The 16,105-nt window shown below is 69.1% G+C and carries 14 protein-coding genes; 10 read left to right on the top strand and 4 right to left on the bottom strand.

Going from position 1 to position 16,105, the window contains the following annotated elements:
* Positions 1–2: 2 nt before the first annotated feature.
* Positions 3–920, bottom strand: a complete 918-nt coding sequence (locus OCH7691_RS07830; protein WP_085882783.1) for a class I SAM-dependent methyltransferase — start codon at positions 918–920, stop codon at positions 3–5.
* 132 nt (positions 921–1,052) lie between these two features.
* Between OCH7691_RS07830 and OCH7691_RS07835 the strand changes: the two genes are divergently transcribed.
* Both OCH7691_RS07835 and OCH7691_RS07840 read left to right on the top strand, forming a co-directional pair.
* Positions 1,053–1,916 carry an N-acetylneuraminate synthase family protein gene (locus OCH7691_RS07835; protein ID WP_085882784.1) on the top strand — a complete coding sequence of 288 codons (864 nt, stop codon included), beginning with the start codon at positions 1,053–1,055 and terminating at the stop codon, positions 1,914–1,916.
* Entirely contained in the window at positions 1,913–3,682 is a 1,770-nt protein-coding gene (locus OCH7691_RS07840) for a cytidylyltransferase domain-containing protein (RefSeq protein ID WP_085882785.1), read from the top strand. Before OCH7691_RS07835 ends, OCH7691_RS07840 begins: the two co-directional genes overlap by 4 nt.
* Here OCH7691_RS07840 and OCH7691_RS07845 read toward each other — a convergent pair.
* Entirely contained in the window at positions 3,660–5,258 is a 1,599-nt protein-coding gene (locus tag OCH7691_RS07845; protein WP_085882786.1) for a tetratricopeptide repeat protein, read from the bottom strand. The genes OCH7691_RS07840 and OCH7691_RS07845 overlap by 23 nt on opposite strands.
* 187 nt (positions 5,259–5,445) lie before the next feature.
* Here OCH7691_RS07845 and OCH7691_RS07850 point away from each other — a divergent pair, with 187 nt between their 5' ends.
* The 5 genes from OCH7691_RS07850 to OCH7691_RS07870 all read left to right on the top strand — a co-directional run bounded on the left by OCH7691_RS07850 (position 5,446) and on the right by OCH7691_RS07870 (position 10,825).
* Complete coding sequence (locus OCH7691_RS07850) at positions 5,446–7,935, top strand: PEP/pyruvate-binding domain-containing protein (protein ID WP_176244964.1); 2,490 nt, start codon at positions 5,446–5,448, stop codon at positions 7,933–7,935.
* Between the two features lie 4 nt (positions 7,936–7,939).
* Positions 7,940–8,581, top strand: a complete 642-nt coding sequence (locus OCH7691_RS07855) for a gamma-glutamyl-gamma-aminobutyrate hydrolase family protein (RefSeq protein WP_085882788.1) — start codon at positions 7,940–7,942, stop codon at positions 8,579–8,581.
* Positions 8,578–9,390 (top strand): phosphocholine cytidylyltransferase family protein, encoded by an 813-nt coding sequence (locus OCH7691_RS07860; RefSeq protein WP_217807856.1) that lies wholly within the window; start codon positions 8,578–8,580, stop codon positions 9,388–9,390. Before OCH7691_RS07855 ends, OCH7691_RS07860 begins: the two co-directional genes overlap by 4 nt.
* 88 nt (positions 9,391–9,478) lie before the next feature.
* Positions 9,479–10,222 (top strand): class I SAM-dependent methyltransferase, encoded by a 744-nt coding sequence (locus OCH7691_RS07865; protein WP_217807857.1) that lies wholly within the window; start codon positions 9,479–9,481, stop codon positions 10,220–10,222.
* 51 nt (positions 10,223–10,273) lie between these two features.
* Positions 10,274–10,825, top strand: coding sequence for an adenylyl-sulfate kinase (locus OCH7691_RS07870; protein ID WP_085882790.1), 552 nt, complete (start codon positions 10,274–10,276; stop codon positions 10,823–10,825).
* Here the strand turns inward: OCH7691_RS07870 and OCH7691_RS07875 are convergent.
* Together OCH7691_RS07875 and OCH7691_RS07880 are read right to left on the bottom strand one after the other, a co-directional pair.
* On the bottom strand, positions 10,822–11,910 hold the full coding sequence (locus OCH7691_RS07875; protein ID WP_085882791.1) for a hypothetical protein: 1,089 nt from the start codon (positions 11,908–11,910) through the stop codon (positions 10,822–10,824). The genes OCH7691_RS07870 and OCH7691_RS07875 overlap by 4 nt on opposite strands.
* Positions 11,907–12,518: a DUF2937 family protein gene (locus OCH7691_RS07880; RefSeq protein WP_085882792.1), complete on the bottom strand. Its 612-nt coding sequence runs from the start codon at positions 12,516–12,518 to the stop codon at positions 11,907–11,909. Before OCH7691_RS07880 ends, OCH7691_RS07875 begins: the two co-directional genes overlap by 4 nt.
* A gap of 163 nt (positions 12,519–12,681) precedes the next feature.
* On the opposite strand from OCH7691_RS07880, the gene OCH7691_RS07885 reads away from it, so the two are divergent.
* From OCH7691_RS07885 to OCH7691_RS07895, 3 genes are all read left to right on the top strand, one after another.
* Complete coding sequence (locus OCH7691_RS07885) at positions 12,682–13,293, top strand: LysE family translocator (protein WP_139839581.1); 612 nt, start codon at positions 12,682–12,684, stop codon at positions 13,291–13,293.
* A gap of 165 nt (positions 13,294–13,458) precedes the next feature.
* On the top strand, positions 13,459–15,036 hold the full coding sequence (locus OCH7691_RS07890) for an ABC transporter substrate-binding protein (RefSeq protein WP_085882794.1): 1,578 nt from the start codon (positions 13,459–13,461) through the stop codon (positions 15,034–15,036).
* Between the two features lie 83 nt (positions 15,037–15,119).
* A complete protein-coding gene (locus OCH7691_RS07895) occupies positions 15,120–16,103 on the top strand; it encodes an ABC transporter permease (protein WP_085882795.1) in 984 nt (327 codons plus the stop codon).
* Positions 16,104–16,105 lie beyond the last annotated feature (2 nt).

The following is a 16,105-nucleotide window of genomic DNA, read 5'->3' on the forward strand; positions in this document are numbered from 1 at the left end:
TCTCAGGCGGCCCTCCCGATCACGACCGCCTCGCGGCCGAAGCCGGCGGCGGCGAGCGCCTTGTAGAGGCGGCTCCGGACATTGCCGAGTCCGGCCTCCTCGAAGGCCATGTCGAAGGCCTTGCGGCGGGCGTGGCAGCGCCGGCCGGCCTCGTCGTCGCCGACGTAATTCTCGCCCATCAGCAGGAACAGCTCCATCGGGAAGCCGGTCGAGCGTTCGGCGATCTCGAAGCCCTGGCGGGCGAGGAACCCGGTCAGGCTCTCGAAATCGAAATAGTTCAGGTGATGCGGCGGCACCAGCCACCAGGGCTTGTAGCCGCGCCCGCGCTGCAGCGCGTCCTGCAGGTCGTTGTAGTCGTTCGGCACGGTGACCAGGATCAGGCCGCCCGGCGCCAGGACGCGGCGCGCGCGGCCGATCAGGGCCGCCGGGTCCGGGATATGCTCGAGCACGAAGCTCAGGTGCACGAGGTCGAACTGGCCGAGCCCGTCGGCCATCGCATCGTCGAAGAATCCTTCGCGGACATCGAGGCCGAGACCGCGGCTGTAGCCGACCGCCTGGGCGCCCGGCTCGACGCCGATCGCGGCCCAGCCGAGTTCGCCGGCGGTCTTCAGGAAATGGCCGGGTCCGGAACCGATATCGAGCAGCCGCCGCCGGCCGGGCCCGAGGATCGCCGCGCAACTGGCCAGCCGGTCGCGGCAGGCGACGGCGATCCACTCGGCGTCGGCCTCGGCATGGGCCAGGTAGTTGGGTTTTTCCTCGGCGTAGAACTGCTGCCGGTAGAAGCTGTCCAGCGCGTCGGCATCGGGCAACGGCACGACATGGCGAAAGCCGCAGGCGCGGCAATCGATGATGTCATATTCGGCGACGGAATCGACGACGCGCCCCGCATGGTCGCACCAGCTTACAGTATGCTCTGACATCCGTTACTCGACGCCCTCGTTGGTAATCTGTTAACCAAGATGGGGGATCACTGGTTACGAATTGGTTTACGAAAAGCCGTCCGGTCGCCACGGAATCCGCCGGTCCGCGCCGCACAGGGGAAGCCGCCACAGATGCCCGCCACCTTCATCGCCGAAGTCTCCAGCAACCACGCGCGCGACCTCGACCGCTGCTTCGAATTCGTCGACGTCTCGGCGGCGATCGGCTGCGACGCGGTCAAGTTCCAGCTCTTCCGGCTGGACGAGATGTTCGCGCCCGAGATCCTCGAGCGGAGCGCGAAGCATCGCGCGCGCCGGGACTGGGAACTGCCGGAGGATTACCTGGCGCCGCTCGCCGCCCGCTGCCGGGAGAAGGGCATCGCCTTTTCCTGCACGCCCTTTCATCTTGCCGCCGTGCGGGCGCTGGAACCCCATGTCGCCTTCTACAAGATCGCGTCCTACGAACTGCCGTGGGACGGGCTGCTCGCCGCCGTCGCGGCGACCGGAAAGCCGGTGGTGCTGTCCACCGGGATGGCGACGATGGCCGAAATCCATCACGCGGTCGACGTGCTGCGGACTGGTGGCGCGACCGAGGTGACGCTGCTGCACACCGTCTCCGCCTATCCGACACCGCCGGAGGAGGCCAACCTGGCCGCCATCGACACGATCCGTGCGGCGACCGGCTGTGCCGTCGGCTGGTCCGACCACACGGTGCGGCCGGGCGTCGTCCATCGCGCCATCGGCCGTCACGGGGCGACGATGATCGAGTTCCATCTCGACCTCGACGGCAAGGGTGCCGAATTCGCCGCCGGCCATTGCTGGCTGCCCGACCAGATCGCCGCGGTGATCGCCGAGGTGCGCGCCGGCGAGGCGGCCGAGGGCAACGGCGAGAAGGTGCCGACGGCGGCGGAACTGCCCGACCGCGACTGGCGCGCCGACCCGGAGGACGGGCTGCGCCCGTTCCGCAAGATCCGGGCCCGCTGGACTCCCGATCCGTGACCGTCGCGGCGATCGTCCAGGCACGCATGGGGTCGAGCCGGTTTCCCGGCAAGAGCCTCGCGCGCCTCGCCGGCCAACCCCTGATCTGGCACCTGGTGCATCGTCTCGGACAGGCGCGGTCGGTCGGTCGGATCGCCGTCGCGACCAGCGACCGGCCGGCCGACGATCCGCTGGCGGCCTATTGCGAAAGTCTCGGCGTCACGGTCGTTCGCGGCCCCGAGGACAACGTGCTCGAACGCTACCTGCTGGCCGCCGGGAAACTGGAGGCAAGGATCGTGATCCGGGTCACCGGCGACGCCCCGCTGATCGACCCCCTGCTGATCGACCGGCTGGTCGCGCGCCTCGACGAAGCGGGGACGGAGACCGTCGGCCTGATCCCGGGCACGCCCTGCATCCATGAAGGCGTCGATATCCTGACCCGTGGCGCGCTTGACCGGCTGCGCGACGAGGCCGGTGACGACCCGGTCGCGCGCGAGCATGTGACCGGCTATTTCGGCCGCCACCCGGACTTCGCGAGCCGCGCCGAGATCGATCTGGAGGAATTCCTCCAGTATGACGGCGCCCGGGTGTCGGTAGATACCCCGGACGACCTCGAATTCCTCGAAACGCTTTACCGGCGGAGCGGCGCCGCGGCCGGCGAACTGGACCTCCGCGCCGTCGTGCGGCTGCTCCGGGCGGACCCGGCGCTTACCCGCATCAACGGCCATGTCCGCCAGAAGCCGCTCGTCGAAAGCAGCCGCCATGTCATCGTCCGTTGCGACGGCGGCGGCGAACTCGGCCTCGGCCATGTCCGCCGGGGGCTTGCGGTCGCCGGGCCGCTGCGCGACATCCACGGCTTCGGCGTCCGCTTCGCGGTCGCCCGCGACGACGCGGTCCGTTCGATGATCGGGGCGGCCGGGTTCCCGGTCGACCGCCTGCCTGACGGCGATGGCGCGGATGAGGCGCTCTCCCGCCTTGCCGGGGCGCCGGGCGCGGTCGCGATCCTCTTCGACCTGCGCGGCGCGATGTCGGCGGCTGCGGTCTCGGGACTGCGCGCGGGCGGGCTGCTCACCGCCGCGATCGACGATGGCAGCGAACGGCGGCTCGCCGTCGATCTCGCCTTCTATCCGCCGGTGCCCCAGGTCGCGGCGCTCGACTGGGCCGCTGCGGCCGGTGACATTCGCGTCGGCTGGGAATGGGCGGTGCTGGGCGGTGGCGGGGCGGCGGCACCGTCGGCCCGAAGCGGCGGGCGGCCGCATGTCCTGGTCTCGATGGGCGGCACGGATCCGATGGCGCTGACCGAGCCGGCGACGCGCGCACTCGTCGGCATAGAGGCCGACGTCACCGTGGTGATCGGGCCGGGATTCGCCGACGGCGAACGGCTGGCCGGGCGTCTTGCCGCGCTGTCGCCGTCGATCCGGGTCGCGGCCGCGCCGAAGAACCTGGCCGGCCTTGCCGCCGGTGCCGACCTGGCGCTGATTTCCTACGGGGTCACGGCCTTCGAACTCGCCCGGGCCGGGGTGCCGGCGCTTTACCTCTGCCTGACCGGGGATCACCGGGCCTCGGCCAGCGCCTTCGAGGCGGCCGGCATGGGCCGGGTGCTGGGGCTGGCGGAAGATGTCGGCGGAGATGCAATCCGCGCCGCGGTGACGGCGTTGCTGGCCGATCCGGACGGGCGACGGGCGATGGCCGCGACCGGGCCCAAGCTGATCGACGGGCGGGGCGCGGAACGGATCGCGGAGGCGATTGCCCGGCGGCTGTCGGTCAGCGCGCCGGCAGCGTCTTGAGAATGCCCTCGACCACCTGGAAGGCCTCACGCCAGTTCGCCCCGCGCGGCCGGGCGATGATCCGGCAGGACGGGTAGAACGGCTCGTAATCCCTGCCGAGATTGGTCCAGCCGCAATCGTTCAGCAGCTTGTAGGTCGGCGTGCCGAGCGCGGCCGACATGCTGGCGACGGCGTTCGGCGCGCTGATCACCGCGTCGAGCCCGGCCATGAGGGCCAGCGTGCGGTCGATATCCTGCTTCTGGTCGAGCTTCGGCGGGACATGGACATTGGCCCCGGTGCGCGCCTTGAAGGCGGCGATTTCCTCGGCGCAGTCGTCGTATTGCAGGTTCACGAAGACCGTACCGGGCCGCGAGACGAGCTTTTCCCAGTGGCTCGTCGGCGCATATTGCCGGTCGCGCTCGGCGCCCTTGCGGCCGCTGCGCCAGCTGATCCCGATCTTGCGGCCGGGGCCGAGCGTCGACAGCCAGGCGCGCCAGTCACGCGTCGCCTCCGGATCGGCTTTCAGATAGGCATGCGGTTTCGGGAAATCCTCGATCCTGTTGCGATAGAATCGGGGCAGGCTGCCGAGTTCGATATAGCGGTCGGCGCCGCCCGCGTCGGGTAGCCAGGGGTACCGGAACAGATACTCGTTCGGCGTCTCGGTCTGCACCGCGCCGGCGAACGGGATGCCCGGGAAGGAGCGTTCCAGCGCCGGGCGGAGCCGGACGTCGCATTCGACGACCAGGCTGCCGGCATCGGCCACGACCTCTGGGAGGATGCCGTAGAACGCGATCTGGTCGCCGATGCCCTGCTCGACGCAGACCAGCAGGCGCTTGCCGGGGATCTTCCGTCCGTCCCAGCGTTTCAGCCCGTCCAGCGTCCGCCGCACCGGCTTGCCCGCCTGCAGGCGCCATTCATACTCCCGCCAGCCACGCTTCGTGTCGCCGGTCAGCAGCATCAGCAACGCCCGGTTGAGACGCAGCTGGCCGTTCTTCGGCGCCGCCTTGACCGCCTTGTCGTATAGCTGCAGCGCGGCCGGGAAATCGCGGCGCTGGGCGGTCAGCGAGGCGAAGTTGGCGAGTGCGGCAAAGTGGTTCGGACGGAGCCGCAGGGCTTCCTGGAAGAAGGTTCCGGCGCTCTCCTCGTCGCCTTGCAGCAGCACCGTCGAGCCGAGCGCATCCCACAGGTCGGGTGACGAGGCGTCGCGCAGGAGTTCGGCCTGGAGCAGGTCGACGGCGGCCCCGAAACGGCTCAACTGGCGGAGATGCTTGGCCAGGGTGCCGATCACATAGACCCGGTTCCAGCCGGTCTGGAGACAGCGGTTGTAAAGCTCGATCGCATTGTCGGCCATGCCCATGTCGCGGGCCGCGTTGGCAAGCGCGAACAGCGCGGCCGGGTCGTTCGGGCGGGTCTTGAGGGCCTCTTCGAAACAGACGATCGCCTCGTGATACTTGCCGCGCTCGGCGAACACCATTCCTAGGCGATAGGGGTCGTCGACCGGCAGGCCGGTGACCGTCGCGCCGCCCTCCGCCTTGCGCCCGGTGGACGCGACGGAGACGAGCGGACTGGCAGCAATTTTTCGCCGAACCCTGACCATGAAACCTGCTTCGCTTGTTGAAACCTGACCAAGGGCTCTAACGGGATCGCGGTAAAGAAAGCGTTTCCACCGCGCATTGGCGGAGCGGAGCGCAGGCAGGGAATCGGATCGTTCACCGTCTCCGAAAGTTCTTTGTTAACCAATAATGCCTAGGGTCGTCGTCCGGTGCATTCCAACCGGGCGTACGATGTTTCCCCTGCGATCGATCATTTCGGAACCGCATGTCGACCAACCGCTGAAAGAGCGGTTGCCCGCCAACGTTCCGTGGGGTGTCGCGGCCCGCGCACGCCGGGATTTCCGCTTCGGCAGTAAGGCCGAGACCCTGCTGGCGCTTGCGCCCACGTTGCATCGCGCCCGGATCCTCGATCTCCGCCATTTCACCGTCCAGCGCTGGCAGGCCGAGCGCGAACTGGTCGTGCGCGAAGTGCAGGCGGCCTTTCCCCGGCAGCGTCTCGTGGTCCGTTCCAGCGCCATCGGCGAGGACGGAGACGCCGCCTCGATGGCCGGCGCCTATCGTTCCTGCCTCGGCGTCGAATCCGCCAACCGGGTGGTGCTCGCCACCGCGATCGACGCGGTCGTGCAATCCTATGGGGGCGATCCGCGCGACCAGGTGCTGGTGCAGCCGATGCTGGACGACATCGCACTGTCCGGCGTCGCCATGACCCGCAACCTCGACGACGGCGCGCCCTATTACGTCATCAATTACGACGACGAATCCGGCAAGACCGACACCATTACCGGCGGCACCGGGGTCAACAAGACCGTGCTCGTGCATCGCCGGAGCCGGCCCGACCATATCGAATCGCCCCGCATCGCGCAGATCGTCGAGGGCCTGCGCGAGATCGAGCGGGTCGTCGGCACGCTGCCGCTCGATGTCGAGTTCGGCCTCGACCGGAGCGGCCTGCTGCATGTCTTCCAGGTCCGCCCGATCGCGGCGCGCACGCGCTGGCGGCCCGAGACGGCGGCCGAAATCGACGGTCAGCTCGCCGCGGCCGAACGCTTCATCGCCGAACGCTCCGCGCCGCGCGACGGTCTGCTCGGCCGGCGCACCGTGCTCGGCATCATGCCGGACTGGAATCCGGCCGAGATGATCGGCACGACGCCGCGTCCGCTTGCCGCCTCGCTCTATCGCCGGCTGATCACCGCGCGGGTCTGGGCCGAGGCCCGGGAAAGCATGGGCTATCGCGGCGTTCCGGGCGAGGAGCTGATGGTGATGATCGGCGGCCGCCCCTATATCGACGTCCGCTGCTCGTTCAATTCGCTGCTGCCGGCGGCGCTGGCGCCCGAGACCGGCGCCCGGCTCGTCGACGCCTGGGTCGACCGGCTTGCCGCCCATCCGGAGTTTCACGACAAGGTCGAGTTCGAGGTCGCCCAGACCTGCCTGGACTTCGGCTTCTCCGGAACCTTCGAGGCGCGCTATGCGGGACTGCTCGGCGCGGCCGAGCGGGACAGTTTCGTCGAGGCGCTCGGCTGCCTGACCGAGCGGGCCCTGGAACCGGGCGCGGGCGGAAGCCTGGCGCGTGCCGAGAATGCCGTCGCCACGCTCCATGCGGCGCAGCACCGGCGCGGTCCGCTGCCGACCGGGAATGCCGGCAGTCACGCGACGATCGCCGCCATCGTGCGGCTGATCGCGGAAGCCCGGGAGTTCGGAACCCGGCCCTTCGCCGTCCTCGCCCGTCACGGCTTCATCGCCGAAAGCCTGCTCCGGAGCGCCGTCGCCCGCGAGGCGCTGACGCCCGCGCGGCTGAATCTCTTCAAGGCCGGCATCCGCACCGTCGGCGGCGCGCTCGCCAGCGATCTCGCCGAGGTGCTAAACGGGTCCGGCGCGCGGGCGGACTTCGTCGAACGCTACGGTCATCTCCGGCCTGGCACCTACGACATCACCTCGGCGCGCTACGCCGATCGCAGCGACCTGTTCGAGACCGGCCGGGTGCCGCCACTGGCCCCCGCGCCCGAGGCGTTCGAGCCGACGGCGGCCGAGATCCGCGCCATCGACCTGCTGCTTGCCGAGACCGGTGTCGGCTCGGTCGACGCGGCCGGTCTGTTCGCCTATGCGCGGCGCGCCATCGTCGGCCGGGAGTTCGGCAAGTTCATCTTCACCCGCAATCTCTCGGACCTGCTGGAACTGGTCGCGGCCTGGGGCGCGGCGCACGATCTGGACCGGGAGGCGCTCTCCCATCTCGTCATCGACGACCTGCTCGAGCTTGCCGTCGCGCCGCCGCTCGGCGAACTCGGCCACTGGCTCGCTGAGCGGGTCGCCGCCGGACGCCGTCGCACCGCCGAGGCGCGGGCGCTCAAGCTCAGCTACCTGATCCGCGATGCGCACGATCTCTACGTCGTGCCGCTGCATCGCAGCGCGCCGAACTTCATCGGCGCCGGCCGCGTCGAGGCGCCGGTGGTGGCGCTCGACGCCCATGGCGACGGCCGCGCGCTGGCCGGCCGGGTGGTCTGCATCGAGAACGCCGATCCGGGGTTCGACTGGATCTTCTCCCGCGGGATCGCCGGCCTGGTCACCAAGTTCGGCGGCCCGAACTCGCACATGGCGATCCGCTGCGCCGAATTCGGCCTGCCGGCCGCGATCGGCTGCGGCGAGCAGGTCGTCGACCGCATCGTCCGGCACGGCCTGGTCGAGCTCAATTGCGCGGAAAAGTTGCTCCGCCCGCTGACCGGGGGCTGAAGAGATGTTGCGTCTCGGTCTCACCATGCGCTGCGCCCGGGCCGAGGGTTACGACGAGCCGCGCGACGCGCTGGCCCGCGATTGGCAGGACTTCATGGCCTTCGCGCTGCCCGAGGCGCGCTGGCTGCCGATTCCCAACATCGGTGCCGAGGCGGCCGCCTATGCCGACGATCTCGGGCTCGAGGGGGTGATCTTCACCGGCGGCGACGATCTCGGCGCCGAGCCCCGGCGCGATGCCACCGAGCAGGCGCTGGCCGGCTACCTGGAGGCGCACGGCCTGCCGGCCTTCGGCGTCTGCCGGGGCCTGCAGTTCCTGCAGGTCGCGGCCGGGGGGACGCTCGCCGCGGAACCGCTGGACGGTCACGTGGCGACCCGGCATCGGCTCCGCCTGGTCGATGGCGCGGGCCGCCCGGGTGCGTCCATCGAGGTCAATTCCTATCACCGGAACGGGGTCCGGCTGGAGGCGCTCGCCCGCCCCTACCAGGCGCTGGCGGTGACCGACGACGGCCTGGTGGAGGCGTTTCGCGACGAGGCGCGGCGGTGTCTCGCGGTGATGTGGCATCCGGAGCGGGAGAGGCCGTTCAGCGCCTTCGACCGGCGCCTGGTGCGCGACTTGTTCCTGACGCGATTGGGGGTGGTGGCATGAGCATGCCGAAGGGTTTGATTCTGGCGGCCGGTCGCGGTTCGCGCATGGGCACGCTGACCGAGGAGATGCCCAAGGGGCTGGCGCCGCTGGCCGGGCGCAGCCTGATCGCCTGGCAGGAGGCGGCGCTCGCCCGGGCCGGCATCGAGCCGGTCGCGCTGGTCACGGGATACCAGGCGGAGCGGCTCGCGAAGAAGGGCCGCACCTGTTTCCACAACCCGCGCTGGGCCTCGACCAACATGGTGATGTCGCTGGCGGCGGCCGACGAATGGATGGCCGAGGGCGATACCATCGTTTCCTATTCCGACATCGTCTATCACCCGGATATCCCGGCGGCGCTGGCCGCCGCCGAGGGCGACATCGCGATCACCTACGACCGGGACTGGGCGGCGCTCTGGGATCTTCGCTTCGACCGCCCGCTGCTGGACGCGGAAAGCTTCGAATGCCGGGACGGCCGGCTGGTCGATATCGGCCGGCGGGTCCGCTGCAAGGGTGCGGTCGGCGGCCAGTACATGGGACTGGTGAAATTCTCGGCCGCCGGCTGGGGCCTCGTCTCCTACCTGCTCGGCGGCATGATGCCGGAGGTGCGCGACCGCCTCGACATGACCGCACTGCTCCGCGAACTGCTGGCGCTGGGCCAGCCGATCGTCACCGTTCCGGTCGACGGCCGCTGGCTCGAGGTCGACAGCGGCGAGGATCTCGCCGCCTACGAGGCGCGCCTGAAGCAGAAGGCGGCCTGGAGCCATGACTGGCGCTGGAAGACGCAGGGCGTCGGGGCGGCCGCGTCGCTTGAAGCCACGACCGCCGGTTAAGCCGCCGGTAACCATACTAGCGCTATCACCGGATGAAGACGAGACGGAAGCGGCGCCAGCACGCGCCCGGTCACCAGAAGGAACAGGCATGATCCGCGTCGAGTGGGACTATACCGATCTGGCCGCAGCCTACGACAAGCGGGCCGACTACAGCGATCAGGCGCTCGACCGGATGCTCCGGGCGATGGCGCTTGCGCCCGGCCGCCCGGTCGCCGATCTCGGCGCCGGCACCGGCAAGCTCACCGTCCCGCTCGCCCGCCGAGGCTACCGGGTCTTCGCGGTCGAACCGAACGACGCGATGCGGGGGTTCGGCATCCGCAACAGCGAGGGCTTCGGCGTGCAATGGTCGCAGGGCACCGGCGAGGCGACCGGCCTCGGCGACGCCGGCGTGCAGGCGGTCTTCTTCGGCTCCTCGTTCAATGTCGTCGACCAGCAGGCGGCGCTCGACGAGACCCTGCGCATCCTCACCCCCGGCGGCTGGTTCGCCTGCATGTGGAACCACCGCGATCTCGACGAGCCGCTGCAGGTCGCGGTCGAAGAGGTTATCCGGCGCTTTGCCCACTCCTATGATTACGGCGAACGGCGGCGCGATCCCTCGGGCCATGTCGAGAGCCATGGCGGCTTCCATCCGGTTCAGCATGTCGAGGGCCGCTTCGATGTCACCATGCCGGCGGCGGAATGGGTCGAGGCATGGCGCAGTCACGCCACGCTGGCCCGCCAGACCGGCGGCCGCTTCGACGAAGCGATTTCGGCGATCGGCGGAATCGTCGCCGGGCGCGAGTTGGTGACCGTGCCCTATGCGACGCGGATCTGGTTCGCCCGCGCCCGCTGACAACGGAACGCGCAACGGAGCCCGGCCGCTTGCGGCCGGGAACGCCAGCCGATGACACAACATCCCGAAAGCGCCGCGCTGACCGGTAACGGGCGCGTGCTCTGGCTGACCGGCCTGTCCGGGACCGGCAAGTCGACGCTCGCCCGAATTCTCGATGCGCGGCTCCGCGACGACGGCGCCCTGCCTGTCCTGCTCGACGGCGACGAACTGCGCGCCGCGATCGGCGACGGCACGGCGGGCTATGACCGGGACGGCCGGCGTCGCAATGCCTGGCGGATTGCCCGCCTGGCCGCCCTGTTCGGCAACCAGGGCCACCTCGTCATCGTCGCGACGATGTCGCTGTTCCACGAGATCCACGCCTGGAACCGGTTCCATCAGCCGGGTTACCTGGAAATCCTGCTGGAGGCCGATCTCGCGACCCTCGCCGGGCGCGATCCGAAGGGGCTTTACCGTCGCCACGCGGCTGGCGACGAGCGCCATGTCGGCGGCCTCGACCTCGCCGTCGAACTGCCGGAAAAGCCTGATCTCCGCCTTGTCACCGACAGCGGCGCGAGCCCGGCCGATCTCGCCGAACGGGTGCTCGCCGCGCTCGGCCGCGGCTAGACGGCCCGCCAGCTCCGGCAGGCGTCCGGCCAGGCGCGGGCGAAGGCGGCGGCGTCATCCACGACCTCGCGGCGGACCGGTTCCCGCGTCGCCGCATCCCCCGGCGAACGGCGCAGGGGCTGCGCGGCCGCGCGGACCTGTTCGACGAAGGCCAGGTAGCGATCGAAGGACCGCATGACCAGGCGGTCGGGATCCCGCGCCCCGGCGATGGCCTCGCGATAGGCGGGGGGCATCGCGTACCAGCTCCGCGCGCTGACGAAGACACCGAGCTCGGGCGGCAGGCAATGGAAGGCATCGCCCGGCAGCGGGATTTCCAGCGAGCCACGGCAAAGCGGGTCGCTCGCCCTCGGGAAGAAACCGAGCTCCAGTGGAAAGCCGTCGAGCAGCGGACGTTCGCGAAAGCCGAAGGCCCGCTGCAGCAGCAGGTCCGTGCCCGGGTTGCCGGGGCCGTCGGCGGCGGCCGGGGAAAGCCCGTCGAGACCGAGGAGGGCGGCGATCGCGGTGAGTGTCCGGGGCAGCCTTTCCGGGTCGAGGTCGGTGAAATCGCCGATCAGGCGCTCGCCGCCCAGTTCCGCGTGGGCGGCGAGCTGTTCGCCGTAGCGGCCGAGATAGCGGTAGGCGCGGGCGGCCTCGGCGAGCGTCATCGGCTCGTCCCGGGCATAGAGGTCGGATGGCGCCGCGCCGGCCAGCAGTCGCCCGGCGAAGAACATCTCCAGGTAGGTGTTGTAGACCGAGACGATGTTCTCGACCGGATCGCGGGCAAACAGGATCAGCGGCGCGTCCGTCCGCAGGATCGACGCGAGGGTCGCCGCGGTGTGCCCGGGAAGCTGTTCGGCGCGGGCGCAATTGTGGTGGATCAGCCCCGGCACCCGGCCGTCCAGCGCCAGTGGCGGATGGGCCTGCCAGGCGAACGGGCCGCGCGGCCTGAACAGCGCCTCGGCATCGCCGTTGGCGAGCGCAAGATCGGAATGCTCGAACGGCGGCACGTGAATCGGGCCGGCGCGGTTGAGCGCCAGGTAGAGCGAGAAGGTGCCCTGCCGGCCGTGCGAGAGCACCAGGAAACGGAAGGCCGGGTCCGTGCTCAAGGGCGGCTTCCCGGCGTTGGCGCGCGACCGTGAGCGGAGGTGTCTGCGGCGGGTCGGGCCAGCGTCGGTGGCCTGCGGTAACGGGGCGACGCGGCCGGCGGCGGGTTCTTGGCGGATCGGCGCTGCGAGGCCGCCGGGGGATCGCGGCGCGGCCGCCCGAGCAGACGGATCGGTGCGGTCACCAGGCTGTAGACGAGCCAGCCGAGGACAATCCCGGCGGCGCCGTAGACCAGGCTTTCAAGGTCGAGCGGCAGGGCCGGCTGGAAATGGTTGGCGGCGGCCAGCGCGATGTCGCGATCCATGTGACGGGCGAGGTAGAGCGGCTGAATCAGGGGCGGCGCGTCCTCGATTCGGGCAAGCGCCTCGGCGAGACCGGCGATCCGCGCCTCGGCCGCTTCGGCGAGCCGGGTCTGCGCCGCGAGTTCGAGCTTCGCCTCGACCCAGATCAGCTTGTCGCGGGCGTAGGCCAGGCGGGCCTCGTCGAGATGGCCGCCGAGACGCTGCAGATAGGCATCGACGAAGGCCTGGGCCTGCGAGGTGGCGATGCCGAACAGGGCGGCGACGAAGGTGCCGAGCAGGGCGTCGAACTTGCGAAGCAGCCAGCGCATGGTCCCGTGATCGCCAGGATGAATACTGGCCGCACGATAGGGGGCCAGCCGGTCGCGCGCAATTGCCGCTGCCGGAAAAAGCCGGATCCGCCATTGCGATTTGCCGCGCAACGGGGACAATGGCGCCGGGAGTCGGAACGGAGGGGCAGGGCGCGTGTTCGAGATGCCGGTGTTGTTTCTGAAGGCGATCGGGGCCGGCCTCGCGCTCGCCGCGCCGGTCGGCCCGGTCGGCGTGCTCTGCGTGCGGCGGACGATCGTCTCCGGGCGCCTGTCGGGACTGACCTCGGGGTTCGGCGCGGCCATCGCGGACGCGATGTTCGGCGCCGTCGCCGCCTTCGGCCTGACGCTGGTATCCGGCTTCCTGCTGGAGAATCAGGTCGCCATCCGCGTCATCGGCGGCGTGCTGATGCTGGCGCTGGCGGTCCGGATCTGGACCACCACGGTGCTCGAGAGCAACGGCGGCCGGGCGCGGGAAAGCCTGCTGCGCGGGTTCCTCACGACCTTCATGCTGACCCTGACGAACCCGATCACCATCCTTGCCTTTGCCGGGGTCTTCGCCGTGCTCGGCCTTGCCAGCGAACTCGACGACCCGCTGCTCGCGGCGATCCTGGTTGCCGGCGTTTTCGTCGGTTCCGCGCTCTGGTGGATCGGGATCGCGCTCGGCGCCTCCCGGCTCAAGGATTTCCTCGACCACGGCGGGTTGCGCTGGGTGAACCGGTTCTCGGCCCTGCTACTTGTCGGCTTCGGAATATATGCCCTCCTTTCGGTTGTCTGATCCGCCAACGGATTGTTCGGCGACAAGGACATTGACGCCTTACCGGATTCCTTGGAACATGGCGCGCAACTCGACGACGTGCCTCGGCGCGTCGTCGTGGAAAAAATATCAGATGCGTGGTCAACCCGCCGGGTGACGCGTGTCGGCATACATGGAGGGGCTTCAATGCGCTTCAAATCACTTCTAATCGGGGCGGCGATCGCCGTGGCCGTTGCCCTTCCCGGGCAGGCGAAGGAGTTGCGCTTCGCGTTTCAGGGCGATCTCAAGTCGCTCGATCCCTACAATCTGAACGAGACCTTCACGCTCGGCTTCCTTGGCAATATCTACGAGGGCCTGACGCGGCGCAGCCCGGATCTCTCGATCGAGCCGGCGCTCGCCGAAAGCTGGTCCATCGAGGAGCCGACCCGCTGGCGCTTCAATCTCCGCAAGGGGGTCAAGTTCCAGGACGGGACCGAGCTCACCGCCGACGACGTGCTGTTCTCGGCCGATCGCGTGCGCGCCGACGGTTCGGACCTCAAGACCCGTCTCGCCGGTGTCGTCGACGTGATCAAGGTCGATGACCACACGGTCGACTTCGTGACCGATGCACCGAACCCGATCCTTCATGCGGAATGGTCGACCTGGTACATCATGTCCAAGGCCTGGGCCGAGAAGAACGGCGCGACCAAGCCGCAGGCGGCGACCGGCAACGAAGAGAATTACGCGACACGGCATGCCAACGGCACCGGCCCGTTCATGATCGAGACCCATGAGGTCGGCGTCCGCACGGTCGCGGTTCCGAACCCGAACTGGTGGGACAAGGCGACCCACAACCTGACCAAGGTCACCTTCACCCAGATCGCCGCCGATCCGACCCGTGTCGCGGCGCTGCTCTCGGGCGAGGTCGACATGGCCTATCCGATCCCGCTGCAGGATCAGGCCCGCGTGGACGCCAATCCGGGCACGCGCGTGCTTGCCGGGCCGGAGCTCCGGACGATCTTCCTCGGCATGGACCAGTTCCGCGACGAGTTGCTCTATTCCAACATCAAGGGCAAGAACCCGTTCAAGGATCACCGTGTCCGCGAGGCCTTCTTCCGGGCCATCGACATCGAGGCGATCAAGGCCAAGGTCATGCGCGGCAATTCCCAGCCGTCGGCGATGATGGTCGCCCCGGGCGTGCAGGGTGGCGGCGATCCGCGCTTCACCCGGCTCGGCTACGATCCGGACAAGTCGAAGGCGCTGCTGGCCGAGGCCGGCTACGCGGACGGCTTCGAGGTCGGCATGGACTGCCCGAACGACCGCTACGTGAATGACGAGCAGATCTGCCTGGCGGTCGTCTCGATGCTTGCCAAGGTCGGCATCAAGGTGAACCTGAACGCCCAGCCGAAGGCGCTCTACTTCAAGAAGATCCTCGCGCCGAGCCTCGACACCAGCTTCTATCTGTTGGGCTGGACGCCGGGCTCCTTCGACAGCTGGAACGTGCTCTACAACATCCACGGCTGCCCGGACGAATCCGGCAAGGGCAAGTTCAATCTCGGCGGCTATTGCAACCCGAAGGTCGACGAGCTGACCGCCAAGGTGCTGAGCGAGACCGACGCCGACAAGCGGGCCAAGATGGTCTCGGACGCGTGGGCGATGACGATCGAGGACATCTCCCACATTCCGCTGCACCAGCAGGCCCTGTCCTGGGGTGTCTCGAACAAGGTTGAGCTCGCGCAGCGGGCCGATAACGAGTTCCACTGGCGGCACGTCACCATCAAGTGACCGTCGTGTCTCGATAGGGCAATCCTGCCCGGGGTCCGCCGTTCGGCGGTGCCCCGGGCGCCCCCTTGCAGTCGAGTAGGTATATGCTGGCGCTCATTATCCGGCGGCTCTTGCAGTCCGTCATGGTCATGCTGACGGTGGCCCTGATCGCCTTCATCATGTTCCGCTTCGTCGGCGATCCGATCGCCCAGATGGTCGGCCAGGACACGCCGATCGCCGACCGCGAGGCGATGCGGGAGCAACTCGGGCTCAACGATCCGGCGCCGATCCAGTTCGCCCGTTTCGTCTTCAACGTGGTACAGGGCAATTTCGGGATCTCCTACCAGAAGGGCGTGCCGGTCGACGAACTGATCCTGAGCCGGCTTCCGGCGACGCTGGAGCTCTCGTTCGTCGCCGCCCTGTTCGCCCTCGTCGTCGCCATCCCGATGGGCATCTATACCGGGCTCTATCCGCGACGATGGCTGAGCAACGTGTTCCTCACCGTCTCGCTGCTCGGCATTTCGCTGCCGACCTTCCTGATCGGCATCCTGCTGATCCTGTTCTTCGGCGTCATGCTGGGCTGGCTGCCGACCTACGGCCGCGGCGAGATCGTCGATCTCGGCGCCTGGACGACAGGCCTCCTGACCGAGAGCGGGATCCGCTCGCTGCTGATGCCGGCCTTCACCCTCGGCCTGTTCCAGCTCACCCTGATCATGCGGCTGGTACGCTCCGAGATGCTCGAGGTGATGCGCACCGACTACATCAAGTTCGCCCGCGCCCGCGGCCTGTCCAACCGGGCCGTCCATTTCGGCCATGCGCTGAAGAACACGCTGGTCCCGGTGATCACCATCACCGGCCTGCAACTCGGTTCGATCATCGCCTTCTCGATCATCACCGAGACCGTGTTCCAGTGGCCCGGCATGGGGCTGCTGATCGTCCAGGCGATCCAGTTCGTCGACATCCCGGTGATGTCCACCTACCTGATCGTGATCGCCTTCTTCTTCGTGATCATCAACATGATCGTCGACATCCTCTATCACGTCGTCGATCCCCGCCTGCGGGCCGAAACCGGCGGAAAGGGGCATTGACG

Source organism: Oceanibacterium hippocampi, assembly GCF_900172325.1.
In the GTDB taxonomy this organism is placed as follows: domain Bacteria; phylum Pseudomonadota; class Alphaproteobacteria; order Sneathiellales; family Sneathiellaceae; genus Oceanibacterium; species Oceanibacterium hippocampi.